We start from the raw sequence: 26,003 nt of genomic DNA, 5'->3' as shown, positions 1-26,003 counted from the left end.
GGCTCCGGCCCGTTACGAGCCTCCTCCCGAAACCAAAGGAACCGACCGGCGAAGACAGCGCCGAAACCGACACACTCCCTCCGCTAAGTTTGCGGGACGGCGGCCTTCCGACTCCACTGCCGCATTCCTTCAGGTAGATCCGACGGATCAATCATCACCTCGATGAGCGTCAACCGGCTCGGGCGCTCTTCGATACCAGCTAAGATCTCGGCCAGCTCGGCCTCGGTGCGGGCGGTATGCACCGCGAAGGTTCCCTCCGCAGCAAACACCGCTGGTAGATCACCATATCGCCAATCAGGTATCTCCTCCCCGTAACCTCTCCCAACCTCTTTTCCTATTGCTCGTTCGGAGGTGTAGCCACGGTTATTGATCACGAAAATGATCGGATTTTGACCAAAGGTAAGCATCCGGCTAATTTCCTGCGAGGACATCTGCAGGCCCCCATCGCCGGTAATCGACACCACTTGCCTCTCAGGCATCGCAACTCCGGCACCGAAAGACGCAGGAACAACATAACCGACCGCCCCCCAGATCGGCGCCATCAAAACGGCAACCCTGGCCGGCAACCGCATCGTTGCCAAACCAAAAAATGATGTCCCAACCTCCCCGGCCAAGATATCCCCCGGACGGAGCACCCCTTGGAGGGCCGGCCACAGCCGTTCATGACAGATTGGCCTGGCGCCCGCCCGAGCCAGCTCGGACGGCTTAATCAGTGGAGCCTCGCCACTCGGCCAACCACTCGCACGACTGGGGGCTATCTCGTGCAGTTGACCCAGCGCCGCAACCATGGAGATCGGGCCGAACCGGGTGCCGGCAACCTCTGCGGAATCCCGCTCCAAGTTTATGATCCGATCAGGATCACGGTCTACGGCGAAAAGACCGTTCCAGGCAAAAAAGGTGACACCCAGGCAGACCAGGACGTCGGCGCCTTCAACCACCTCCCGGATTGAATCACGACTCCCACTGCCACTATAAACCCCGACGAAACGAGAGTCGGACTCATCAAACAGTCCCCGACCGGGCGCCTGCGTGGCGACGGGCCAATTATGCTCAGCTGCAAACGCGGCGACAGCCGGCCCGAGGCCCAGACGGATCGGAATATTTCCCACCAGTAACGCCGGCCGCTCCGCGTCTGCGAGTCGCCGTTGCGCAGCGACGGCAAACGCGTCCAGTTGCGCGGAATTCGAGATCGGATCTGGGCGGGTGAGACGTCGCGACGGCTGCGGGACGGACGTTCGAGCTACATCCGCGGGAATCCGGATGTACACGGGACGTTGTTGTGACCAGCACTCGGCCAGAACTCGGTCGATCTCCCTCAGCGCACACTCCGGGGTCAACGAGGTCTGGGCAACGGTCACCTGCCGGGCTACCTGAACCCACTGGTCCGGAAAACTATCCACAAGTGATTGACGGATCAGGGCATGCTCCCGCATAACCTCCGTCGATGGGGCAATCACGATCGACACGATCGGCACCGACTCAACCATCGCGGTAGCCATTGCATTAATGCTCGATAATTCACCCGCACCAAACTGTGAAACAACCACGCCCAGGCCAGCAACCCGCGCATAGCCGTCAGCGCTGAAGCAGGCGTTCAGCTCGCTGGAACTACCGACCCAGTCGATGCCGTCGAAGGCTAAAACGTGCCCGGTGAATCCCATTGTGAATTCGCCCGGCACTCCGAACACATGCCGCACACCCAGGTCATGGAGGCGACCAAGCAACAGCTCGCCGACCGTTACCGTCGGCCCATCCTCCCCCACCATTCCTCCAATTAAAGAATTTTCGGATCCACGCCATGGAACAGCCCCACCCTAACCTCGACGTTTCGCGCTTGTGGCCGGCTTCCATAACTCGACGCTACCGGGCCCGGTGGTGGAGCATCGGCCGGAACAGTCCGTCGGCCCGGCTTGTGGCGCCGGCCCGTCCGGTGGCCGCTAGCATGGGCAGCAGCGCCCGCAGGCGCTCGAGCTGCCACGACGCATGCCCCGGTGTGGGTAGCTCCCGCACCCAGACCGAATCAATCGCCGGTTCGGTCGCCGGCCGGTCGCCAGTGGTTGATACTGATCCTAAGCATCCCGTGGGGTTCTAACTGGCAAACTGGGAGACTCATGAACAAGCCCTGGCCAGCGAACATTGCCGGTCAGGTGCCATGGTGTCGGGGGCCTCCGGCTGCCCCTACTACTGCGCTCCCTGCACCCGAAGCGGGGGGACCGGGTGCCCGCCCCATGACCCGATGAGCGCGCGGGCAGCCGGAGGGGGCGGCAGGTTCAGACCGCGACCTACGGCGGCGGTCGCGGGCTACTAGGCAGGCAGCCCCAACCGTGTCTCGTAGGTGCTGTCTCAGGATCAGGCGGTGAGGATGTCGCGGTCGAAGGTTCCGGTAGCGGCCGCGTATGCCCGGCCGTGGCGGTTCCTCAACATTGCGCTGATCGTCTCGTTCATCAGCTGGATCGACCTCGGTGCCATCACCGTGATGCTGCCCTCGATCGACCGCTCGCTGGGCACTGACAACAACATTCTCCAGTGGGTCTTCTCCGGCTACTCGCTAATGTTCGCACTTGTCCTCATCCCCGCCGGGCGGCTCGGAGACGCCAAAGGACGACGATTTACCCTGCTCCTCGGTCTCGCCTTGTTCGTCGCAGCCAACACGATGGCAGGATTCGCCACCTCCGGCCTCATCCTGGTGGTCGCCCGGCTCCTGCAGGGCGCCGCCGCCGGTATCCTGACCCCCCAGATCAACGCTTTGGTAGAGGAGCTGTTCCGCCCCCGGGAACGAGGCCGCCCCTTCGGAGCAGTCGGTGCCAGCGCCCACGCGGGCGCCGCCCTTGGCCCACTGATCGGCGGCATAGTCATCGCTGTGGGCGGGGCGGACGACGGCTGGCGACTGGTCTTTCTCGTCAACGCCCCGATCGGGATCGCGGCGGCGGTGCTCATCTGGCGGTACTTCCCGAGCAGATCCACACGTCCCCAGACCGATCACCAACACGACCCGATCGGTACGCTGCTGCTGGCCGTCGGGACCATGTTGGTGATCCTGCCCGCACTGCAACAGGGACAGTGGAGGGGATTGCTGCCGTGGCTGTTGGTGCCGGTCGGAATCGGTGTCCTCGTCGTCTTCCGGTCCTGGGAAACCGCCACGGCGCGACGCCACCCGCCGGTCTTCGACTTCCGTCTGTTCACCCATCGAACCTACCGCCGAGGGCTACTGATCGGATTCCTCTTCGGCGCCGGGTTTTCCCCACTACCGGCAATCTTCAGCTTCTACCTACAGTACAGTCTTGACCGCAGTCCCCTGATCACCGGTCTCACGATCGCACCATTCGCGTTAGGTTCGGTCCTCGGGTCCGTGCTCGGTGGACGAAAGGTTGACCGTTACGGCCGTCAACTGCTGGTCATCGGACTCGTCGTCGTCGTGACGAGTCTCGCCATTACGATAGCGTTCACCGGCCTAACCGGGACGACCTTCTCGATCGTCAACGGCTTTACGCTACTACTCGTCGGGATCGGCGGCGGCCTCGTGATCACACCGAACAACACGCTGACTCTCCAGGAGGTGCCCCGGGCTGACGTCGGCAGCGCCGCTGGCATGTACCGCACCATGCGACAGGTCGGATCCGCGATGGGGCTGGCGATCATCACCGCGACCCTGTTCGCGGCGGTCGGGGCCAACGACGGACGCTGGTCAACCGCGCTTCGGTACGCGCTTGCCGTGGCGATCGGCATCGTCGCCGCCGCCCTGCTCACCAGCCTGGTCGAGATCCTCGGCAGCCGCCGCCACGGACGCAGTCGAGCATCCTGAGCCACCCGTTATCCCGGCGGGCACCCAGGGGTGTTCGCCACCGCCTGGACCGCATCCGGACGCGGGTGCTGGTGCATCGCGTCGATCACGATCTGCGGGTGGCCGACACCGGTCAACCCCCAGGACCGATTCCTGCCTTCGTCCCGGAGCCGTTCGAAAGTCGGCACCACCTGGTCGCGGTACAGGTCCCAGCCGAGGGTACGGGGAGGGACTCACCTACCGCCTCGGCTCAGCCGGTCGGCTCAGCCCTTTCGAGCCCGAGGCTCCCTGGCTCCGCTCGACGGCCTGGCCGGACGGTTCCAGGCGCCGGTCAAGACCCCGCCGCGACGAGTTGCATGAGCTCACTGAAGTCGGTGACCACGTCGTACCTCACCGGTTCCTTCCGCTCGTGGTTCAGCTGGGCGAAGAGCTTACGGGCACATTCGATCTTGGCTTTTTCGACGCCTCTGAGCTGCATCGATGAGAGCGAACCCTTGGTCTCGGCAACGAAGTAAACGTGCTTGCCCGCGGCCCCCCGGAATGCTATGGCCCAGTCGGGGTTGTAGTTGCCGACCGGGGTCGGGATAAAGAAGCCCGGCGGCAGCTTGGCGTAGACAACAACCTCCTCGCTGGAATCCAGATTGGCGACAAAGTCGCGCTCGACCTTGGAGTCGGTGACCACGTAGTCGTAGATGTGGTGCTTGAGCTTCTGCCCGGCTTTGGCGAAGTCCTGCTTCGTCTGGTTCTCGGTGAAAATGGCGAGGTCGTGCCGCTCGGCGAGGGCGTGATAGCTGAGGTGCTCAACAACCACCGCGGCCTTCTGCTCGTTGATCAGTCGGACGCACTCGGTGATGAACTGCTCGGGGTTCTGCCGGTATTTTGCGAAGGTCGTCGGCTTGGTGCGACCCAGGATCGCGGCGGCTGTTCGGCGGGTCAGCTGGGTCTTCTCCGTGATCTCGCCGAGCAGGTCATACGGCACCCGCGACGACGCCGAGACCGTGCCCGTGTAAGTGCTCGTCGAGTTGACCGTGAATCCAGCGCCGCTGGCCAGTTCGTCGGTGTCGAGGGCCGCACGCTGCCGGCCGGACCGCACGACGTATTGCATGGCCGCGACGTTGAGCTGGGCGTCGAGCACGGCGACGCACTTGTCGACCAGTTCGACGGAGTCGAACTTCACCTGGTAGACGACCTTACGGTTGATGCGATTCCAGAGTTCTCTGAACTCCTCCTTGGCGAAGTTTTCCTCATTCAGCGGAATGCGCTTGGGCTTGCGCCCGTCGGGGATAGGCGCGATGTCCTGGCAGAGAGCATCGACCAGCGGCCAAATACAGTCAACGACTGGCTTGAGTAGATTCGAGGTCGGCTCGGCGCGGGCGCCCGTGTCGCGCGCGGTCTTGTAGGCGTCCGAGATAGTGTCGTCGTCGTTGAGGTAGTCGTTCCGGACGAGGTACTTGTACAGGGCGTTCGCGAGTACCTCATCGACGACGCTCTCGCCGGACTCCGTGGTGAAGGTCTTGCCGATGAAGTACGTGACGCTGGCCTTGCGGGGTCGGGATGCGAGGGAGTCGCTGATCTCCTTCTGCAAGCCCGCCACGAATTCGGTGTAGGACTCGTCGGTGACGACGGTGAGCTCGTTGATGTCATGCACGGTGACGGGGTTGTCCATCCGCTCACCGTGCTGGTCTACGGCGAGCCGCAGGCCGCGCCCGATCTCCTGTCGGCGCGAGACCGTGTTGTCGCTCTTCTTGAGCATGCCCATGACGAACACGTTGGGGTTGTCCCAGCCTTCGCGCAGTGCGGAGTGGGAGAAGATGAACCGGACGGGTTCGGCGAACGACAGCAGCCGCTCCTTGTTACGCAGGATCAAATCATAGGCGTCGACATCTGTCGCCTGGCCTACCTCTCCCCCGCGCTTTGACACCTTCGGATCAAGGAGACGCCTGGTCCTCTTGTCGATCGAGAAATACCCTTGGTGGGTGTCCTCGGCGGCAATCGTCTGGAGGTGACGACGGTACGCCTCGGCACCCTCGTCAATTGACAACTGGCTCAGCTCCTCGGCCACGAGCGCCTGATACTCCTCGACGAAAAAACGCGCGTAGTCGCCTAGGGTGTCTTCGCGGTCGTAGTCGCGGTACCTAGCCACGTCGTCGACGAAGAGGAGCGAGAGGACTTTGATGCCCTGCGCGAACAGCTCGCGCTCCTTGTCCAGGTGGGCGCTGATCACCTCACGGATCTGGATACGCCGCTTCGCCTCGTCGCTTACGTCCCCCGTGACCTGCCCCGCGAACAAGGTATCGCCGTTGCTCAGCTCGACCACGTCGCGGTTCGCGTCGATGTCGGTGATGAACAGGCCCTTGTACGCCTCGACACCCTTTGCGGCGTTGTGCAGGTTCGCCCCCTGGTCGAGGCGTCTGACCTCACGCTTGATGCCGCTCTTGGTCTGGATCTCCAATTCGAGCCGGGCGCGTGGCTTGGCGCCCTTGGCGATCTCGATCCCGGCCAGATACAGGTACGCCGTGCTCCCGGCCAACCCCTTGACGGTGATGCCGCGCACGGCGATCCGCTTCACGAGCTTCTGGTGGTATGCGTCAAGCGCGTCGAGCCGGTGGATCTTGTTGTGCTCCACCTTGTGGGTCGCGGAGTACCGCAGCACCATCAACGCGTTGAACCGGCTCAGTGCCTCCAGAGATTTGGCCGCGCCGAGCTTCTGCGGCTCGTCGATGATGACGATGGGTCGGTTTGCGCTGATCACGTCGATCGGGCGGCGGGACAGGAAGCCGTCAAGCTCGTCGTAGATGCGCCGGTTATCCTTACCCGTGGCGTTGAACGCCTGGATGTTGATGATCATCACCTGGACACCCGCGTCCGAGCTGAAACGCTCCAGCTCGTGCAGTTGGGACGAGTGGTAAACGAAGGAGCGCGGCTTCGTCCCGTACGTCTGCTGGAAGTGCTCGGCGGTGATGTCGAACGTTTTCTGCACGCCTTCACGGATCGCCACACTCGGCACCACGACGATGAACCTCGACCAGCCGTAGCGCTTGTTCAGCTCCATGATCGTCTTGATGTAGACGTAGGTCTTGCCGGTTCCCGTCTCCATTTCGACATCGAGGTTCGGCGTGTTCAGGACAGACGCCGCCCTGCTCTGCACGAGCGACGCCGACAGCGGCAGGTTCCGGCTGCGCTGCACCGCCTGGATGTTCTGCAGCAACCGCGCCGGACTCAGCAGGATTTCCGAGTTCCGCAGCCCCGATTCCGAAAACTCCAGCGCTGGTTGAGCGGAATCGGCAGGACGGCCCGGGTCGATTCGATACGACACGCCTTCGCCACGAGGCTGCCCGGCGAAGCAGTCCACCACCGCATCCACCGCGTCGGTCTGGTACTGCTGGACCTTGAATTGAAGCTTCATCGGTCAGATCGCCCTCACCTCGGTCGCGGGCGAAACCTCGGCGAACACCTGCTCGGCGTTGATCCGATCGGCGTCCGTGGCGAAGCCGGAGTCCCGGAATACGGCACGCAGCGGCTGTCTGCTCGCCATCTCGCGCACCACGGCGGGGCTCACCTTTGCCTCGAAGCACGCGATCAGGACGCCGCCCTCGACGACGTACACCTCATGATCATCGATCGACACCGGGGCGATGGGCATCGTTAGTTCCCGGCCCCAGTCGAGGAGCACCTGAAAGACAAGATCTTCGCCGGTCCGGTCGGGCTTCACGCTGTCCGCGAAGAGGTCGAGTTCGCCCTGGCCCAGCTCGCCCGGGGTGCGCAGCAGGTCGGAGAGGTTCGTCGAGTCAACCTTGAGGACGCGGAAGCCCAGGTCGAGGTTGCCTGGGGCATTGTCCCGGCTCCCGATCTCCGCCGCGAGGTTCCTTACCCGGGTGAGACCCATCTCGAAGATCGAGCTGAAGGCGGGCTCCGGGACCGGCAGCGGTTCGTGGATCTGGACGCTGATGAAGCGTCGGTTGCCACCGTCAGCCAGGTTCTGCTGGAGGACGGCATGAGCGGTGGTCGCGCTTCCGCCAAAGAAGTCGAGGACGATATCGCCGTCATTCGGCCTGCCCGCGAGCTGCAGGATCCGCTGGATCAGCTCGACCGGCTTAACAGAATTCAGCACATTCGCTGTGTTCTCGAACGGGACGTACTTCAGGAGTGCCTTTTTGGCGTCCTGGGTGTGCCCAACCTCCGCATAGGACCACAACGTCTGGGGGGTCCGACCGGCCGAGACCTCGGAGAGGAACCGCTTCACCGCCGGGGTGTTGTTCCCGTCCGCGCCCCACCAAATTCGGTTGTCCGCGTCGAGCTCGGCGAATTTTTGCTTGGATATCCGCCAGTAGCTGCCCCGCGGCGGACCTTCGATAAGGCGTCCCGACGGTGCCGTGATTGGGTACACGCCTGCGTCATACCTGTTCCGCGCCGACATGTTCTCGGCCTTCCACGGACCCCTTGGGTCGCTGTCGGGGTTCTTGTAGCGCGCCTCCATATCCTCGGTGCGCGCGAGCTGCTGGGGCTGCCAGAGTTCCTTGTTACGGGCGAATACGACGATGTAGTCGTGGTCCTCGGAGAACCATCGCGCCGAGTTCTTCGGCGCGTACACCTTCTGCCAGATGATCTGTGCGACGAAGTTCTGCTGCCCGAAAATCTCCGAGCCGATCTTCTTGAGGTTGTCGACCTCGTTGTCGTCGATCGAGATGAAGATCACGCCGTCGTCGGTCAGCAGGTTTCGCGCGAGCTTGAGGCGCGGGTACATCATGCTGAGCCAGTCGGAGTGGAACCGCCCATTCGACTCAGTGTTCGCGACCAGGCGGTTCCCGGCAGCGTCGACCTGCCCGGATTTCGCGAGGTACTCCGTGGAGTTCTCCGCAAAGTCGTCGTCGTAGATGAAGTCGTTTCCCGTGTTGTACGGCGGGTCGATGTAGATAACCTTGACCTTGCCGAGGTACGACTCCTGAAGCAGCTTGAGCGCGTCGAGGTTGTCACCCTCGATGAAGATGTTGCGCGTGGTGTCAAAGTCGGCCGACTCGGCCCGGACCGGACGCAACGTCTTGGCGACCGGCGCGTTCGCGGCGAAGAGCGCTTCGCGCTTACCCGGCCAGTTGAGCTGGTAGCGCTCCTGCGGACCCTCGACCGCGTGGCCCGACAGCTCCTGACGGAGCAGGTCAAAGTCGATCATCCGCGTGCCATCGGGACCCTCGGTGACGACCGCCGGGAACAGCTCGGCGATCTTGTCGATGTTCCGGCCAGCCAGATCCGGCGAATGCATCCTCAGCTCGTCCACGGGGCTTCCTCGGTCGTCGGTGTTGCGGGGTTGGTCAGCGCCGCGAGCGCTGCGGCTCGGTCGCGAGGCAGCCGCCGCAACTCGACCCTGCGGTTGAACTGCGGCTCGCACCGGAGGCTCTTCCCTAGATTAGTGATCTCGTGTTCGAGCTTGCGTGCCTGGTCTATCCTGCCGGTTGCTTGGTCTATCCTGCCGGTTGCTTCCGACACATCCTCGCCCGGACGCTTCCTGATGGGCAGAACCGGCGTCCGGAGACCGGCGTAGCGACCGGCAGACTCTTGCGGGTGGGACACAGCACGTCACCGGCCGCGAAGCGGACCGCTGTGTGGGCAGGGACAGACCCTTGGTCGACGCAATCCCTCGACCAAGGGTGGTCCTTCCGCTATGGCTCGAGGTCGACGTACAGGTTCCGGGCCGCCGGGCGGGCATTCACCGAACAGGGCGACCGGGTAGCGGTGGCACACCGTGGCCGGGAATTCCCAGACAGGATGTTCGGGCTCAGGTGTGACCCTCCGACCGAGCACCCGCCGAGCACCCGGATGTGTACGTTGACCTGGCGCATACGACGACAGCCTGTCACTGCGATCGCGCTTTCCTCCACGCCGCCGCGAACACCGGCTCCAGTTCCCACAGCCCGTCGTCGGGTCGCTCGACGAGCACGTCGAAGTACCGCAACGCCTCCACCGACCGGGCGCCGCCGCATTCGGTCACCTCAAGCCAGGTGGCCAGGTCCTCGCCGCTCATCGGGGCGTTGTAGTCGAGCAACGAGTCGAAAGCGGCCGCAAGCCTCGGGTTGTTCGCCAGTCCGACCTGATCGACGAACACACTGGCGGCTTCGGCGCTGTGGAGCCTTGCTGCGGTGATCGCATCGCACACGCGTCGAGCGGTGCGTTCGGTGGCCGCGAGCCGGGCGGCGTCGTCGAGCAGCACCGTCCATCCGCCGGTGGTCTCCAGCAGCGTCTTCTGGCTGGCCGCATCACCGAAACACGAGATCTCATTGTCGACGACCCACGACCGCAGCCCGCCCGGCGACAGCCGGCGCAGCACGATCGCCCGGTCGGTGACCTCCCCTAGCGGCGGAGCGTCGGCCTTGGTGAACAGTTCGCTGACGCTGGCATCGACAATCGCGACCACGGAGCGGGTCACCCCTGCTGCCGGCAGCAGGGTGTCGACCTGAAGCAGTTCATTGAGCGCATTGTCGAGCCTCGTAGTTGACAGGTCGCCGAGCACGACCCGGTGCCGGTCACCGGGCGCCCCGCCGCGCAGTTCCCGCCGGTAGCCTGCTGGTCCCCGGGTCACGTGCAGGGTGAACCGCGCCCCGATCATTTCTGCTTCCTCAGTCAGCCGCGCCGCGACCCGGTCGATCCCGGTCGCCTGGGTGCCGACGACCACCCACAGGTGGTTGCCCCGTTCGGTCAAGGTGGCCAGCTGCTTCTCGGTCACCGGCGAGATGCGGCCGTCCGTCAGCGTGCGACGGGCCTGCTCGGCCGACAGGGTGGTGACGACGTTACGCCATTCCAGGGCGCACAACTCTTCCTCGATGGTCTCCGCGGTACCGAGGAGACGCAGCACGTTGCTGGACCGCAGCCGCCACCGGCCGCTAGTTTCCGACAGGACCCCGAGGCCGCTCATCTCCGACAGCAACGACCGGAACTCGTCAGCTCCCTGGTCGACGAACCCTTCCGGCCACCACGCCAGGCACTCGTCCCGCAGCACATGCGTGGGGATGGCGTGGTCGGCGCCCTTCTCCAGTGCGGAGAGGGCGACGACGAGAGCGATCAGCTTGTACCGCGAGTCGAGGTTGAGGGTCAGGTGCACCGTCTCACGGATCTTCTGCCGGACGGCGTTGGAGCCGATCACGCGTTCCAGGTCCTCGTCGCGGATGCGGTACCGCGGCCCTTCCAGGCCCCGTCGGCTCAACGCTTCCCGCACGAGCTCCTCGCCGACCATCTGCAGCAGCTTCGGCTGGTAGTTGCAGTAGGCGAGGACTCGATGGATGAGCTCGTCGGAGTCAAAGGAGATCCCGAGGGTGTCCATCGGGGTGAACATCAAGTCGTGCGCCGCGGCTGGTGTCAACGGGCCGATGGCGATCGGGTCGCCGAAGTGTGCGCTGGCGAGCGGCTGGTTGGGCAGGTGCGCGAACCGCTGGACCTGGTGCAGGCCGGCGAACACTGGCTTGAAGTTACGGTTTGTGGTCATCATCAGGTTACGCAGGCGGGTGGTGTGCTCAAACCCTGTCCGGGCGTCGGCGTCGAAGAATCCGTCGCATTCGTCGAGAAGCAGCAGCAGCCGGCGCTGGTTGTTGCTGCCCAACCACGTGGTGATCGTCGTCTCTACGTACTGAGCGGCGTCGCGGGCCCGTTTGCGCGGCGAGGCGATACCCCGCTGGGCGAGCCGTTCGGCGATCATGTTCCACAGGTCGTCGATCTTGACGGTGGCGCCGAACCCGCCTGACAGCGGCAGATACACCGCGACCCGGTCCTGGTAGAGCTCGAACTGGCGAGCGGCGGCCTGCAGCAGCGCTGACTTGCCAAGCTGCCGGCCGCCGTAGAGCAGGTTCGCGCCGTACGGGTCGAGGATGCTCTTGCGTTCATCGACGCGGCCGAAGAAGATCTCCCCGGGCAGCGCGTCGTGTCCGCTCGGGTGGTACGGGTTGGTCGCCGCATACGGCAACAGGATCCGCTCGGTGGTAGCGAACAGCCCGCCTCCGCGGGCGGCGAGGAACGCAATCGCGGCGTCGTCGACGACCATGACCGGCCGGTCGGCACGCGCCGCACACTCTTTGGCTAGGACCTTACGCTGCGCAGCCGACATGCTGCCGAACAGCAACACGAGGATCGGGTCGTTGCTCTCGTCCTGCTCCACCCAGGTCAGCAGCGTGGCGGCGTCCTGCACGCCCCAGCACAGCATCACCTTCAACAGGTCACCGGCGCGGGACCCGAACGCCGGAACCCGTGCCCCACCGGTCAGCTTGACACTGGTGAGCTCGACCCACTTCCGGGTCGGGGCGTTACCGAGCTTGTACGGGGTCCTTTCGCCGGTGAACTCGACACCGGCCAGCCGCAGTGCATACCCGAGCACCGACTTCGTCCGTTGGTGGCGCAACGACTGCCGTTCCATGGTCAACCGGTGCCACTGCTCGAGGCCCTCGACGGCATTGGTCCGTTCAAAGTCGTTGAGCCGACTGAAGTCGAGGCCGGTGTGGGTGCCGCCGTCCCGGGCGGCCCGGATCAACGCCGGGGTGACACCGTCGGTGGCAACGCCGAGGGCAGTGAGGAACTTCTCCAGGTCGGTAGGCCGGGTGGTGCTGGGTGGATCCTCTCCCGCGAGGGCGTTGAGGAGGTACTCCTCGGCGGTGGCGAGGTCTCCGGTGTCGATGCGGGCGTTGATGAGCTCTGCGGCGTTCTCGGCGACCTTGGGTCCGTTGGTGTTGGCCGCCCGGCTGGCGGCCTCGTTAAGTTCGATCGTGACGCGGCTGCGCATCGCATCGCGCGCCTGTTCGGCGCATTCGGGCAGGCGGCCGATGATGTCTTCGAGTTGACGTCGGACCGCGCCCAAATCGGGCCGGTCAAGGCGGGCCGCCTCCAGTTCGGCGAGGACGCGGGAGTTATTGGCGTGGCTGAGCTGTCCCAGCCGTGCGGCTTTCTCCACCTGCATGGCGACATCCGCCCGCAACGACCGCACCTCGTTCTGCGATCGGGCGATGCTGCCCTCCAGGCGGTCCACCATTTCCTCGGCCCGTCCAGGGCCGGCGTCTGCGACCGCGTCGATGATGATCCGCGCCGCGCCGTAGTCCTCGATGGCAAGCCGAGCGTCGAACGCGGCCGGCCACGAGGTCGCCACCGCTGACTCGATATCGGTGATCGTCACCGGCCTGGCGGGGTTCAGCTTCGCGTCGACCGGCAGGTCCGGGCTGCGCAGCACCTCCCGGTTGAGGACAGTGTTCGGGTCCGGTTCGGCTCCGCCCAGCCTTATCCCGTCCAACAGTTCGACACTACGGGCGACACTCTCGCGGCAGACCGCCGCGGCCGCTGCAAGCAGGCCGTCGTCGCCGGTCGACGCCGTGTCGTGCAGTTCGATGTCGGCGTCGACCCGTCCCGCGCGGACCTCGTTACGCAGCTCCGCCAGCTGCGGGGGCACCTGAAGGCTGTCGCGGGCCGCGTCCGCGTTCGCCCGGACCGCGTCGACCCAGTTGCCGACGGCGTCGAGACACTCGCGTGCGTGATCGGTGAGGCGCCGGCGGACCGCGCCTTCCAGCGGCCGGGAGTTCTTCGCCCGGATCTGGGCGTCTTCCCGCATCAGTTCCTCGACGATTGCCTCCCGGCGGGAGAACTTGCGCAGCCGATCGACGGCGACGTCAATGTCAACCCGACGGTCGTGGGCGGCGATGTCAAGCACCTGGCCAATGAACCCGTCGGCGGACCACCACTGGTCGGCGATCTGCTGCGCGCGGGCGAACCGCACGGTCCGAAGCCGGTCCCGTGCCTGGACGGCGGCTTCGACGGCGGTGGCGATGCTCTGGTCAGCCCCCGCGATCGGGGCAAGCGCGGCGAGTATCGCGCTGCTGGAAAGAAGCCCGCGAGCCGAGGCCGTGCCGATCGCGCCGGCGACCCGGGCCAGGTGCGGCAGTTCATGCAGCGAACCGACCAAAGCCTGCAGGATCGTCCCGGCGTTAGGATCGGCGGTCACCAGCGCCGCCCGGACGGCGGCGGCGAGCAGCGCCAGTTGGGCGGCGCGGTCACCATCGAAATGATGAACGTGCAGCGCGTCGAGGTCGGCGCGCAGCGCCGCCGACGTGGCGCCGCTTTCACTGCGGACCGCTTCGGACAGCGCGAGCATGCGCAGCGCCTGTGCCCGGGGGGCGTTCCCCCGCACGGTCTCGGCGTGAAACGCCAGGCAGTAGCGCCGTTTGCGTAGTAGCGACGCGATGAGGCTGTCGCCCGCGGTGTCATCGGGTTCTCGCGGTAAGACAGCTGGCCGATGCGGCTCAGACGGCGCCGTCGGCTGCAGACTGATCAGATCGGCCCCGTCGCTGCGCTGATCCGTGGTGCGGCGGGGCGCGCTGACGTCGTCGGTGTCGCTCGTTGCGACAGCCACCCCCTCCGACGCTGCGGACGCTTCCGTACCGCTCTCCGTTGTGTTCCCTGGATAGACGTGACCGGGGACGGTGTCCGTTACAGGTACCGGCGACTGGGCGCTGTCGGAGGTGAGGTCCGTCGCGACCGGCGGCGCGGCAACGGAGACGCTCTCGGTGGCCATGACCGGACCAGACGGTGGCGCACCGACAGCGTCTACGGCTTCGGTGGGGACCCGGTCTTCGGGCTCCGGCCCGGCCACCTGCTCGACGGCATCGTCCTGGCTAAGGGCGCCGACCGGCGCCGCGGTGTTGTCGGTTCCGGTGGTCAGTTTGCCCATGAGCGCGACAACCAGGACCGGTCCCAGTTCCGTGGGCAGGCGATGCTGGGCGGTGGCGTACAGGTGCATCGCCGTGGCGGTGTCGTCGGCTTCGGCGGCGTCGATGATCTGCACCAGGGTGGTCAGCGCGACGACATGGTTTCGCTGGTTGTCGTCCCAGCAGTCCTCATCGAGCAGCTGCTCGGCGAGTTGGCGGACGCCTCCCAGCACATCGGCGCTCGTTGGCGGCCCAGACAGATGAGTCAGTCGTGTCAGCTGCCCGCGGGCGGTGTGCTCGTTGTCCTGCTCGGCTGCGGCGCGGTCGAGCGCGGCGGCGAGGACGTCGCAGTCGTCACCGAAGTCGGTGTCCACACCGAGATCGGCGAGGAATGCCCGGGCATGCGTGACAACCGTGCCCAGCTCGGCGACCCGGGCCAGCAGGTGCGGATCGGGCAACTTTAACGCGGCGAGAGCGTCGAGTATCTGCTGGGCTGCGTTGTGGGCGCTGCCGACGGCGGCACGCAGCCGGGCGGCGAGCTCGGCGGCCGTCGTAGCTCCCGTCAGATCCGGGTCGAGGCTGTCCGACGCCGCATCGGTGGTGGCGTCTGGTCCGGGAGGGTTGGTTTCAACCGGACCGTGGTGGCCGTCAACCACGTCAGCGGTGGCATCGCCGACGTCGGGCACCTCCCCTCCGTCTTCGGCATCGGCGCCTGGATCGCCGCTGCCGACGGGTTCGTCGCGCAGCGCCTCAAGGCGGCCGCAGGCGGCGGCGATGTCATCGACGACGTCCGAAGGCCAGGTCGGCAGCGCCAGCCCGCTGGTGAGTGCGACCCGCAGCGCGGCGACGACCTGTGGAAAGTCGTGCCACCAGACGAGCACCATCAACCGGACCGCGTTCGCCTGGCTGGCACCGTCGACCAGCGCCTTACGCAACGCGGCGTCATCCCCGTCGAGGAGCCACGCATCAAGTGGCTCCATCAGCCGCCGCAACACCGGCCGGGTGATGGTTTGGGCCGCCCGCCGGCGATCCTCAGTGGTCAACATGCGCAGCCTCGCCAGCCCGTTTGCCGCCGCGATCGGCACGGGTTTCTTCGCCGACGGCACGCGCAGGTGACTCAGGAATTCGGTGCGTTCCGGGTTGGGGATCCGCCAGACGAGGTCGGCGAATTCTTCCGGGGTCAGGACTTTGAACGCCGCCTCCAGCGCATCGTTGAGGCGTTCGAGCTGGGCGGCGAGTTCCGCCTTCGCGGTGTAGCTCCGCCGCTCTGCCTCGTCGGTGGCCTCTGCGGCCAGCTCGGCGAGCCATTCCGATGTGCAGATCAGCACCGGTGCTTGCCGGTGGCGGTGCCGCAGACGACCACTCATCTGGGGTGTGACTCCTATTCGCGGGTGGCTGTGCGCTGGAAACGGTGCTGGTCGGCGGCGGCCGCCGACGGCGAAATGCCAGTAGAACGGCTGGGTATGACATCGATGACGTCGACACGGTCACGTTGTCGATGTCACGTCATCGGTAACCAAAATGGACCGGGATCACTCCCCCGGCGGTGCCCTTTGACGAAGGTGAACCCTTCGGGAAGCCTCGTGTTGGCGTTCGGGCCCCAAACCTTGCGGACGTGCCGGGCATAGTTCTCCTTCGCTTGGCCGCTGGCGCGGTACCCGCTCGGAAGCGCCCGGCAGTTGGGCGGCACCCAATGCTGGCGGGTGCGCTCCCGCAGCGCCGCGTGTCGCTGTTGCGCCGCGGCGTGGTCGGCGTGCTGGCGGGCCGACTGGCTGGGCCACCACACGAACGTGTCCGGTCCACCGCTTCCCGGCTTGTCGGGACGTCCCGGGTTCGGTTCACCCGTGAGCTTGCCGGCGTCGACAAGACGTTCACAGGTGTAGATCACCTGCCACATCAGCGGCGGGTTGTCGAAGTCTGCGCCGAACAGGACGCCGAGCAATTGTTTGCCGGTCAGCCGGCGGGAGCCGAACGTGCCCTCGATCCCGTGATGGCGAAACGCGGCGAGGATCAGCCGCCGCAGCGGGTCGACCCCCTGGTATTTCGCCGGCGCCGTCGGCGGTGCCGGTTCGTCGTCTGCGTCCGGCTTGGTGCCGTCAGTCAACTCGGGCGGGTCGGGGTCAAGGTCGACTCCGAGGGCGGTGGCAAGCAGTCGATGGTCGGCCGCCCAGCGGAACTCGTCACCGTAGGACAGCGGCCGTTCGAGCAACGTCGTCGTAGCGGCCAGTCTGCGGGCACCGCGGGCGAGCGAGACCACGACCTTGATCCCCGGGTAGAACGACAGCGGCCAGGCGACACCGGTCAGCGCCCCGTCGCCGTGTTCGACCGGGTGGATCCTCTCGTCGTCGGCGGGGTCGTCGCCGTCGTGGTGCAGTTCGATGACGAGGGCACCGTCGGCGAGCATGACGGCGATCCGGTCAGATACCGGCAGAGTGTCGTTGTCGAGATGGATTGGTCGCAGCGCGACGGTGTACACGGCGATGTTGTCGTCGAGGTGTTCGACAACGACCTCGTCTCCGGCGGATTCCTCTCTCTCGGTGTCGTCCGGTTCCAGGTGGGTCGTGTCGGGGTCCGGACCGGGTTCCCGCTGATCTGTGCGGGTGCCGGTGATCGCTGCGGTGTCGTCCGCCGGCTGCTGGATGTCGGCCGGACCGGGCGCGCCGGTACCGTCATCGGTGCTCAGGGACTGCGGCTGTGACTGGTGGTAACCGAGCCCGAGAGGGCGTAGCGGGTCGATGTCGCGCAGGTCCGCTGGGGCCGGCGACGGTTGCGCCAGCCACACGCCGCCCACCTGCCACAGGTCGTCGACGCGCAGGTGGACTCCGTTGGACTGCAACCCGTCAACGGCTGCCGTGGCGTGGTCGGCGACGGCGAGGTTGGCGTGCACGACCGCTTCGGCGGCTGCGGTGAGCTCGAACGGGTCGACGCCAGCATCTCCCGGGTCGGTGGCGAACACCTCGTCGACTCTGCCGGCCAGCAACGGCCACACACCGGTGAACCGTGGTCCGGTCCCGGACCGTGCGATGGTGTGGACCAGGTCGTCGAGGTCTTCCCCGCCCAGCAGGCTAGGGTCTTCCCGCCGGTGGTGGTACCGGTCGACCGGGGTGGCGTAGCCGCCCCATCGACGCAGGTGCGGTGCGACGTCCAGCAGTTTGTCGATCGTGTGCAGCGCCGTCTGCAACGCTATGGCGAGGGTGTCGTCGTCGTACGGGTCGACCAGCAGACCGCCGAGCGGGCCACCGACAAGTAGTGGCTTGCCGGCGGTGAGCAGATGATGGGCATACAGGGCGATGTCGTCGAGGCCGGCCAGCCGAGGACCGGGGTAACAGACCTGTCCTGTCAGGTGTCCGCGCTCGTCAAGGAGCACACCACGCTGGCGCAGCCGATGAAGTTCGGTGCGTTCCCGGGGTGTGAGTGGTGCGCCGAACGCTTCCGGGTCCACGATCACCCGTTCCGACCGGCAGCCGGTGTCGTCGAGGACCGCCGGTGCTCCGGACAGGCGTGCAGGGACCCACCCGTCCGGGTGGACGCCGTCGGCGGCGCCGAACCGGGCGACGACCTCTGCCCACAGCGACTGCTGACCCCGTTCGATGCGCACGAACGTGCCGACGGGCAGCGCCGGCAGCGTCCCGGCATCGGTGGTCAGCCGCACGAACAGTCCGGGGTCGAGGACGGCGGCCTGGTAACCGCGGGCCTGCGGGTCGAAGCCGAAGTGCAGCGCGTTGAACGCGGTGGTGGTGTGCAGCGGTGCCCGGCGAACATGGGCGACCTGCTCGAGGTAGGTGATGACGGCCGCGCGTACCGCGTCGGGGATGTCGTCGACCTCGCGTAGCAGGTCGGCGGTGAACAGCGGCTCGTCGTGGAACGGTCGCCACGTCGGTGTCGCGGTCATCGTCATCGGGCGGCTCCTGCCTGCCGCGCCGCGGCGCGGGCGTTGTCACGGTCGACGTGCCGGCGAAGCCGCCAGACCCGGCCGCCGTCGGTCAGGACCGCCTCGCCGGTGGCTTCGAGCTGGGCGAGCGCGTCGGTAACGTGGGTGAGCTTCATGCCGGGGTCGACGCCGCGCAGCCGGTGGTAGAGCAGCTGCGGCCACAGCGGTCGCAGTCGACCGGAGCGGCTGTCGCGGTAAGCTTCGTCGCCGCGCAGGACCCGGTGCAGCATCCCGGCGGTCAGACCGTGGAAGTTGTCCCACAGCAGCGCCCGCAGGTACCGGTCGACCGCCGCCTGGTACGGCGCGCCGTCACGGTCGGCGGCCGGCCGCGGCCGCGGGGTGTTCAACGCGTTCAACAACGCCGGTGTCGGTGTGGTGTCGGCGCTCGACGACCAGCAGGTGGAGCAGCGGCACCCGGCGGTGCTGCAGGTGCCGTCAGGTACCGACCGCCCAGGCTGACCGAAGTACTCGGCGAAGCCGACGTTGGCGCACCGGGCGTGCTCTGCGTACCAGTCCCGCAGCGCGGTGAGTTCGGTGTTCAACCGGGCCCGGTGGGCGTTCATCCGGGTGGCGAAGTCAGCGGGCAGCCGGCCGGTCCGGTCGAGCATCCGCACCGAGACCAGGGTCTGGGTGTTGCCGGCCTGGGAGAGGTCGACGACGCCGAGGTCGTGCAGGGTCGCCAGCAGCGCCCAAGTGCCGGCGACGTCGTCGGCGAGGCCGTCGTAGCCGGTCACGGCTGCGGCGAGCTGTTGGTGGACGTCGGTGAGCTGGTGACGTCCCGGCCGGGTCGCGGCGAGCTGCTGCACGACCGCCGCCGCGTCGGCGAGGGTGTCGTCGCAGCGGATCGGTTCGTCGAGCGGGGTCAGCGTGACCGTCGCCGGGAAGTCGCCGCCGTCGCCGACCGTTCCGGCCGCGTCGAGGGCGGCGAGCGCCCGGATCACCGTGGTGCGGTACATCGTCATCGTCGCTGGTTTGCGGGCGTCGTCGAGCGACATCCACCCGGCGTCGACCTCCTCGCCGATAACGCTGTCGGCGACGTGGTCGGGGTTGAGCACTCCGCTGCCCCGGGCGGCGGCCACGACCGCGTTCCCGATGCGCTGCAAGGTCGGGTTCGCCAGACCTTGCGAGATCATCCACGCGACGGTCCGGAAACCACGGCCGGTACCTAGGGCCAGCCCGTACGACGGTGCGGTGATCTCCGCGGGATCACAGCCGGCCTGGTCACGGCCGGCGCGGCCGAGTTGCTGGTACAGCCCGGCGAGGTCGGTGGGTGGGGAGACCACGAACACGCAGCGGATGTCGCCACGGTTGACCCCGAGACCGAACGCGCTGGTCGCCACGATCAGCAGCGGAACGTAACCCTCCTCCCCCTTCTTGGGCGCGTCGCGGAACTCGGTGAGGACCGCCGCTTTCTCCGCCTCCGACAGCCGGCCGTGGAAGCGGCGCACCCGCCGGGTTTCGCCCTCTCCCACAAACTCGCGCAGGTGCGCGTACAGCGTGTCGACCTCCCGCACGGTCAGGCAGTAGAAGATCGCATGGTCGTCGCAGGCGGAGGTGACCGCTTCGGCGAGCCCAGCGACGACGTTCGGACCGGCGGCCCGGAACGCCCGCCGGTAGATCGCAAGTTCCGGCCGTAGCGGGTCCGCGGTGACGGTGACATGACGTTCACCGGCGGACGGGGTCTCGGGCAGACCGAACAGGACGCTGCGCAGCCCGGCGCGCACCCCCCGGTTGGCGGTGGCGGTGACCGCGGTGACCCGGACGCCGTGCCGGTCGCGCAGCTCAGTCAGCAGACCGGCGGCGCGGCGGAAGCTAGGGCGAAAGTCGTCGCCCCACTGCACGAACGTGTGAGCCTCGTCGACGGCGACCCGCCGCAGCTGCCCGTTGGCCGCCCCGGTGCGCAGCAGCTGCTGGAACCGCCGGTTGCCCAGCCGTTCCGGGGAGATGTAGACCAACTTGATACCGTGGTCGTGGACACCGGTGAGCTGTTCAGCGACCTCGGTCTTACCGCGGCGGCTGTTGGACTCGGCCATCGGCCCGACGAGGGCACGAACGGCGCCGCCGACGCTGGCGTTGAGCTCGAGGGCCTGGTCGGCCATCAACGCCACGAGCGGTGACACGACAACGGTGACGCCGGTCAAGGCGAGCGCGGGCAGCTGGAACGTGTAGGACTTGCCGAAACCGGTCGGCAGCAGCGCGAGCACGTCAGCGTTGTCGGCGACCGCGCGGATCACCTGCTCCTGCTGGTCGCGTAGCTGCAGTGGGACGTCGGAGAACCGCAGGTACCCGGCGATCTGGGAGCAGCGTTCGACGAGCAGGTCGCCCAGTTTGCCTTCGGCACGGGCAGTGGTTTCGGTGTCGTCGTCGATGCGGGCGGCGAGAATCTTGCGGGTGGCCGGCAGCAGGGTGTGTTCAGCGAGCGCGTCAGCGGTACACAGCTCGTCGGCCCGCGCGGCAGTGATCTTTCCGCAGTCGGCGAGGAACCGCCAGATCCGCTCCCAGCCGTCAGCCATCGTCGTCAGGTTCCCACCGGCGGCCTCCCCCGTGTCGGGGTCGGCGACCAGCAGCCCGGGGTCGAGCGACTCGAGGAACACCCTCCGATAGCTTCGCCGGAGCGCGGTCTGGCCGGCCAGTTTGCGGTCGCTGATGATCACGACACCGCGGTGGTGGGCTGACCGGATCAGCCGGCCGACTGCCTGCCGCAGATCCATGGCCGCCAAGGGCAGGTAGTACGACTCGGTCGCGACCCGGTCCGGGTCCGGATGGCCGCTGTCGGCGGCGCGGCGGGCGACCGCGGCGCGGCGGGCGGCGACGACCGGGTCGGCGAACGGCACGAATGGCAGCTTGTTGATCCACACCAGCGACAGCCGCTCGGCGGGAAAGTCGACCCCCTGCCACATCCCGCGGGTCGCGACACAGAACCCTCCGATTTCGGTGAACGCCCGCGCCGCCCGCGCGTTGCCGAGGATCGGGGCGACCGCGACCGGGACGTCCGGCGCGACCGCGGGCAGTCCGGCGAGCAGCCGTTCGGAGATCGCCGACGCCGCCCGGGTCGACGTGGTCAGCACCAGCGCACCACCGGTGGCCGCGCTGCCGTCATCACCGGCGGTTTCCGGGCGGATGACCTCTCGGGCGTAGCCGGTGAGGTGGTGGGCGACGGTGCGGACCGCACCGTCGGCCTGCTCCGCCCAGCTGGGGAAGTCCGTCAGACACACCAGTCTCGCCTGGGAGGCAAGGTCGAACGGGCCGGGCAGGTAGTGCGCGTCGACGTCGGATCCCAGTCCGAGCCGACTGCGGATGTAGTCCCAGCGGCCGGAAACCTGCAGCGTCGCCGACACATACAAAATCCGGTCGAACCTCGACCGGGCGAGCCTCCACTGCGGGTCGTGGGCCAGTTCGATCGGCGCGGACGTAACGGTGAACGCGTACCGGCGGGCGGAGACACTCAGGCCTTCGAGCTCCAGTTCGGTGGCGAACACCACCCGGTTCGCCACCACCGGCACCAGTCCGGAGTCGTCCGGCGTGAGGTCTGGCCCAGCGTCGTCAGCGCCGACCTCGCCGAGGCGCTCCTCGAGCGGGTCCACCGGCACTTCGGTCTCCCCCGACTCATCGTCGTCGACGCCCGCAGCATCGTCCCCACCGCTACCGGCGGGTTGGTCGGCTGGCGTGCCCGGCTGCCCAGCAGCGTTCCCTGCGTCGGGGCGGGGAGGATCGAGGATGGCATGGGCATCGGTGACGATCTGGTCGGCCGCCTCGGCCAGGGTGCACACCCCGCTGGCCAGTGACGTCGCCCGTTCCCGTTCCCACCACGACGCCGCCTGCATCTGCGCCGATCCGAGGTGACCGGACAGTTGCCGGTAGACGAGCCCGGCGACAACGGCGAGGCGTTCCACCCGGGCGAGCAGCTGCCGCGCCGGAGCGCTGCCGCCGAGCCCACCGAACGGGCTCGCCAGGGTCGCCGCGCGGTTGCCCGGCTCTCCGCCAGCGGCGTCGAACACCGCCTGCGCGGCCCGTGGCATCACCTCGGTGTCGAGCATCGCCTCCAGGTCGGCGAGCTGCTCCCCCAGCGCTGCCGGCGCCCCGCGCTGGCTGGCAAACCAGCTACGCAGCTCGGCGATGAGGTTCTCCACCGCCCGATAGTCCACCTCGGCGCTCGCGGCTCCTGTCGCGGCGTGTTCGAGGGAGTGCGCCTCGTCAACGACGAGCAGGGTGTCGTCGGTGAACGCGTCCGGGTTGCTCAGCAGTAGCGCGTGGTTGGCGACGACGAGGCGATGGTTGGCCAGCGCTTCGCCGACGGTGTCGGTCATATGGGCAAGCGGCGACGCGGAGCCGGGTCCGTAGTCGTCGGACTCCTGGCTCACGCTGCCCAGCCACAACCCCAGCAGCGGGCCGGCTGTCGTCGAGATGTACTCGGCGAGGAAGATCGGAATGTCGGCGGTGTCGACACTTCGTGCCACCCACGCCTGCTGCAGAGATGTCGCGGTGGCCAGCCGCTGGACCAGGTACACCAGCAGCTCCCGGTAGCCCGGGTGGGCGGCGAACCGGTTCCGGCGATCCCGGCGGCTTGCTCCGGCGGCCGCAGCGACCGCGTCGGTGAGCGCGGCGACGAGTGCCCGCAGTGACAGCCGGTTTCGTCTACCTTTCACCAGGTCGGCGACGTCGTCGAGGCCGGGCACGACCATGGCGAGCCGGGTGATGTCGGCGGCCAGCTGGGTCTGCAGCTGTTTGGTGAACGTCGCCAGGACCACCCGTCGGCGGAAGTCGCTGGCGAGCCAGTCGAGGGCGGTGGCGAGAACCGCGAGGCTCTTACCGGTTCCCGTCGGTCCTTCACACAGCGCATCCCGGCCAGCGTCGACCTGGCGGGCCAGGAGTTCGGCCATGTGCTGCTGCGCCGGCCGGCGTTCGACCGAACCGTGCGCGGCCGCCAGGGCGAGTGCGTGCGGATCCACGTGACCGGTGCGGTCGAACAGTCGCTCCGGCACCGTCAGGTTCTCCGGGACGGCTCGGCCACGTCGGGTTGGTTGCCGCAGTTCGCCACTGCCGAGCACGTCCACGAGCACTTGGGCGACCGACCCGTCGTCCGCGGCCGGCCGACCAGATGGCGCGGATAGCAGCGACGCGAGCAGATCCCAAGCGGCTGACCCGGCACCGGCAGCGAGCAGCAGATCCCGCAACGGCCCGTCCCAGCCGGAGACGGTGTCCGCAGCGTGCCGCAGCAGCCGGGCTGTCAGGTCGGCATCGTCTGCGGCGTCGTGCCAGCTCAGCCCGGACCGACCGACACCTACCTCGTCGGCGAGCTCGGCCAGGCGGCGGGAACTGGCGGTCGGCCAGACCGCGTGGGCGAGGTACAACGCGTCGGCTCGGCGCAGCGCGCCGAACGGTGGCTGCTCGGCGCGGGTGGCCGCATCGTCGAGCATCGGAAAGTCGGCGCCGGTGCCGTTGTAGGCCACGAGGACGTCCGCGTCCGCCAAGTAGTCCCGCAGATCGTGCAGCGCCTGCTCGACAGGGATCGCGTGTGCGGCGTACTGGTCGCGGACGGCCGCGGACCGCAGCTGCTCTTCCCAGTCAACGTCCGGCAGCCGCACCCAGACGGTAAAGCGTGGCGCCTCCTCGACCCAGCGCCGTTCCGACGACAACCGCACCGCGCCGATCTGGTAGATGCGCCGGTCCCCGTCGGGGTGATCCGCAATGGGACGCACAACAGCTTCGACGTCGATGACGACAGCCCGGGGAACCTGCGCAGTCACAGTCGATCGATACCCGGAAGGGTGTGGCGTTGCGGGAGCGTCGGCTGCCCTGAGGATGCCGTTGTCGTCGTGGATGAGCCCAGCGCTGAGTGCCGAAGCGGTGATCCTCCGAAGTCGCGCCTGCGTCATCGCCGGCCAGCGCTGCCGCGCGGCCTCGAGGACCTGGCCGCCGCTACAGGGTCCGATGTCCGAGATGAGCCGCGCGAGTTGCTGCTCGCGGCTAACTGCTCCGTCCGTTGTGCCGTCCCTTCCGCCCCGTTCGGCACACCGCCCCGACGTGCGGCGCTGACACCTACTCGTCTATCGCACGGTCCGATTCGCCTTAGTCAACCCCCTGCATGCGAATGCAATCGATGCCGATCAACTCCTACAGGGTGCTTGGGTACGAGCAGCCGCCGTTGGAGATGTTGCTGGTGAGGTGGAGTGGGCGCGAGAAACCAGTAGTGACACGAAGCCGACTCGACACCCCCTTAAACCGCAGCAACTGATGCGCTGCCAATCGCGATGAGTGCGTACTGTAACGAGACAACAGGGCTCACAGGGAGAGGCCGCAGGACCGAAGTTGTGTCGGGAAGAAGACAAACGGGACGTACGCACCGCCGATGAACCGCAAGCGCCCGGCTCGAGACACGTCGACGCCCCACAAGGATCGCCTCGTGGCATCCGCCTACCTGCAGACGCGCTTCGGACGATCCGCGACGTGAACGACCCGGCCCACAGTCCTCGGTGGACCTAACTCCCGACCGGACACCGCGAAACCGGCTCTTGGCCAGCGGCCAACCGGAGCTGATTTACAGCCATCTACAAGGCGTAGATCAAACCAACCCTTTGACTGAATTGATTCAGCGAGCCAGGGGCGGGCTCTGCAAGCAACTTATCCACCTCTTCATTGTGGCGTTGGCTACCGATCCCAACACCCACCCGGCGCAGGCTCGGCATCCTCACAAGCGGCCGGTCCGCCGCAACAGGCAAACCGACGGCGCGTGGTCGACGCGCCCGGCGCGGGTGGCGGCGACATAGTCAGCCAGCCGGTCCACGTCGCGGATCCGCAGCGGGCTACCACCGACACGACGTGCGATGAGACGCTACCAAAACCGGTACGCGGCATCCTCCGACACCGGCGCCCCTCGGTGAGGGCGGCCCGCGGCGCAGTCGGGGCGCCGACGTGGTTCAGGCCGGTCACGTGGTGGCTGCTGGCCAGCACCACCCGCCGCACCCGCTGGCGGCGCGCCGCCTCCAGGACGTGGTGGGTGCCGGTGACGTTGTGCTCCACCATCGCCGGGAACGGTCGGCAGCCACGGGCAGCCCGACCACGCAAGCCCGCCGGTCAAGCAGCCGCAGTAACATCCCCTGGGCGGCCAGATCGGCCGCCAGCCGGGTGCCGATTGTCCCGGCGGCGCCCGTGAGCAGCAGCCTCACGGCCGGTGTTGCAGCATCGACGCCACGCCCGCGTCGCTGCTCTCGTAGGCGACGCCGCGCAGGACGGCGACCGGGGCCCCACGGTCCCGCTGCCCGAGGATGATCCCGGCCGCCGCGGCGATCAGGTCGGTGAAAGTCTCCTCCTGCCGCTTGCCGCCGTGCTCCGTGACACGCAGCGGCCCCACACCCGCCGCGCCGATCGAGATGACGGTCGCCCCACGCCGGTCGGCACGACCGTCGGAGTCCGCGACCACCACCGCCACCTCCGCGCCGGTGTGGGCGATCAACGCATCGCGCAGGGCGCGGGCGGAGGCGTCCGGATCCACCGGCAGCAGCCACGCACCCTGCGGCCCGGCCCGGTCGATCCCGGCGGAGGTGAGCTGGAAGCCGAGCCGGTGCCGCGCGATGATCGGGCCCTTGTCGGTGGCCAGGAAGTAGCTGTCGCTGGAATCCAGGATCAG

The 26,003-nt window shown here is 67.4% G+C and carries 8 protein-coding genes and 3 pseudogenes; 1 reads left to right on the top strand and 10 read right to left on the bottom strand.

The genetic code is table 11. From position 1 onward, the window contains the following. Positions 1-83: 83 nt before the first annotated feature. The gene (locus T398_RS07665; protein ID WP_496445664.1) at positions 84-1,766 is read right to left on the bottom strand and encodes an alpha-keto acid decarboxylase family protein; all 1,683 of its coding nucleotides are present in this window, start codon (positions 1,764-1,766) and stop codon (positions 84-86) included. A 596-nt stretch (positions 1,767-2,362) separates the two neighbouring features. On the opposite strand from T398_RS07665, the gene T398_RS07660 reads away from it, so the two are divergent. After that, on the top strand, positions 2,363-3,802 hold the full coding sequence (locus T398_RS07660) for an MFS transporter (RefSeq protein WP_496445814.1): 1,440 nt from the start codon (positions 2,363-2,365) through the stop codon (positions 3,800-3,802). 310 nt (positions 3,803-4,112) lie between these two features. Here the strand turns inward: T398_RS07660 and T398_RS07655 are convergent, their stop codons facing one another. From T398_RS07655 to T398_RS07615, 9 genes and pseudogenes are all read right to left on the bottom strand, one after another. Further along, entirely contained in the window at positions 4,113-7,187 is a 3,075-nt protein-coding gene (locus T398_RS07655) for a type III restriction-modification system endonuclease (protein WP_496445663.1), read from the bottom strand. Between the two features lie 3 nt (positions 7,188-7,190). Continuing rightward, positions 7,191-9,053 (bottom strand): site-specific DNA-methyltransferase, encoded by a 1,863-nt coding sequence (locus T398_RS07650; RefSeq protein ID WP_496445662.1) that lies wholly within the window; start codon positions 9,051-9,053, stop codon positions 7,191-7,193. A gap of 576 nt (positions 9,054-9,629) precedes the next feature. Continuing rightward, the gene (locus tag T398_RS07645; protein ID WP_496445661.1) at positions 9,630-15,812 is read right to left on the bottom strand and encodes a hypothetical protein; all 6,183 of its coding nucleotides are present in this window, start codon (positions 15,810-15,812) and stop codon (positions 9,630-9,632) included. A 134-nt stretch (positions 15,813-15,946) separates the two neighbouring features. Beyond that, positions 15,947-18,343, bottom strand: coding sequence for a hypothetical protein (locus tag T398_RS07640; RefSeq protein ID WP_496445660.1), 2,397 nt, complete (start codon positions 18,341-18,343; stop codon positions 15,947-15,949). After that, complete coding sequence (locus tag T398_RS07635) at positions 18,340-24,123, bottom strand: DEAD/DEAH box helicase (protein WP_496445659.1); 5,784 nt, start codon at positions 24,121-24,123, stop codon at positions 18,340-18,342. Before T398_RS07635 ends, T398_RS07640 begins: the two co-directional genes overlap by 4 nt. A gap of 977 nt (positions 24,124-25,100) precedes the next feature. Then, positions 25,101-25,244, bottom strand: a pseudogene (locus T398_RS07630) (cyclophane-forming radical SAM peptide maturase AmcB); the annotation flags it as partial. 17 nt (positions 25,245-25,261) lie between these two features. After that, positions 25,262-25,411: pseudogene (locus T398_RS07625) on the bottom strand (NAD-dependent epimerase/dehydratase family protein); the annotation flags it as partial. An 11-nt stretch (positions 25,412-25,422) separates the two neighbouring features. After that, positions 25,423-25,542: pseudogene (locus tag T398_RS07620) on the bottom strand (NAD-dependent epimerase/dehydratase family protein); the annotation flags it as partial. Further along, positions 25,539-26,003, bottom strand: a 465-nt coding sequence (locus T398_RS07615) for a coenzyme F420-0:L-glutamate ligase (RefSeq protein ID WP_496445658.1), incomplete at its 5' end; no start/stop codon positions are given. The pseudogene T398_RS07620 and the gene T398_RS07615, both read right to left, overlap by 4 nt.

The organism is Salinispora goodfellowii (genome assembly GCF_059570675.1).
This window is presented reverse-complemented; position numbering and strand designations above follow the sequence as displayed.

What these genes read in the sequence shown, in the direction of transcription:
- T398_RS07665 (WP_496445664.1), bottom strand. Translation starts at nt 1,766, where the DNA reads ATGGTGGGGGAGGATGGGCCGACGGTAACGGTCGGCGAGCTGTTGCTT.
- T398_RS07660 (WP_496445814.1), top strand. Translation starts at nt 2,363, where the DNA reads ATGTCGCGGTCGAAGGTTCCGGTAGCGGCCGCGTATGCCCGGCCGTGG.
- T398_RS07655 (WP_496445663.1), bottom strand. Translation starts at nt 7,187, where the DNA reads ATGAAGCTTCAATTCAAGGTCCAGCAGTACCAGACCGACGCGGTGGAT.
- T398_RS07645 (WP_496445661.1), bottom strand. Translation starts at nt 15,812, where the DNA reads ATGAGTGGTCGTCTGCGGCACCGCCACCGGCAAGCACCGGTGCTGATC.
- T398_RS07640 (WP_496445660.1), bottom strand. Translation starts at nt 18,343, where the DNA reads ATGACGATGACCGCGACACCGACGTGGCGACCGTTCCACGACGAGCCG.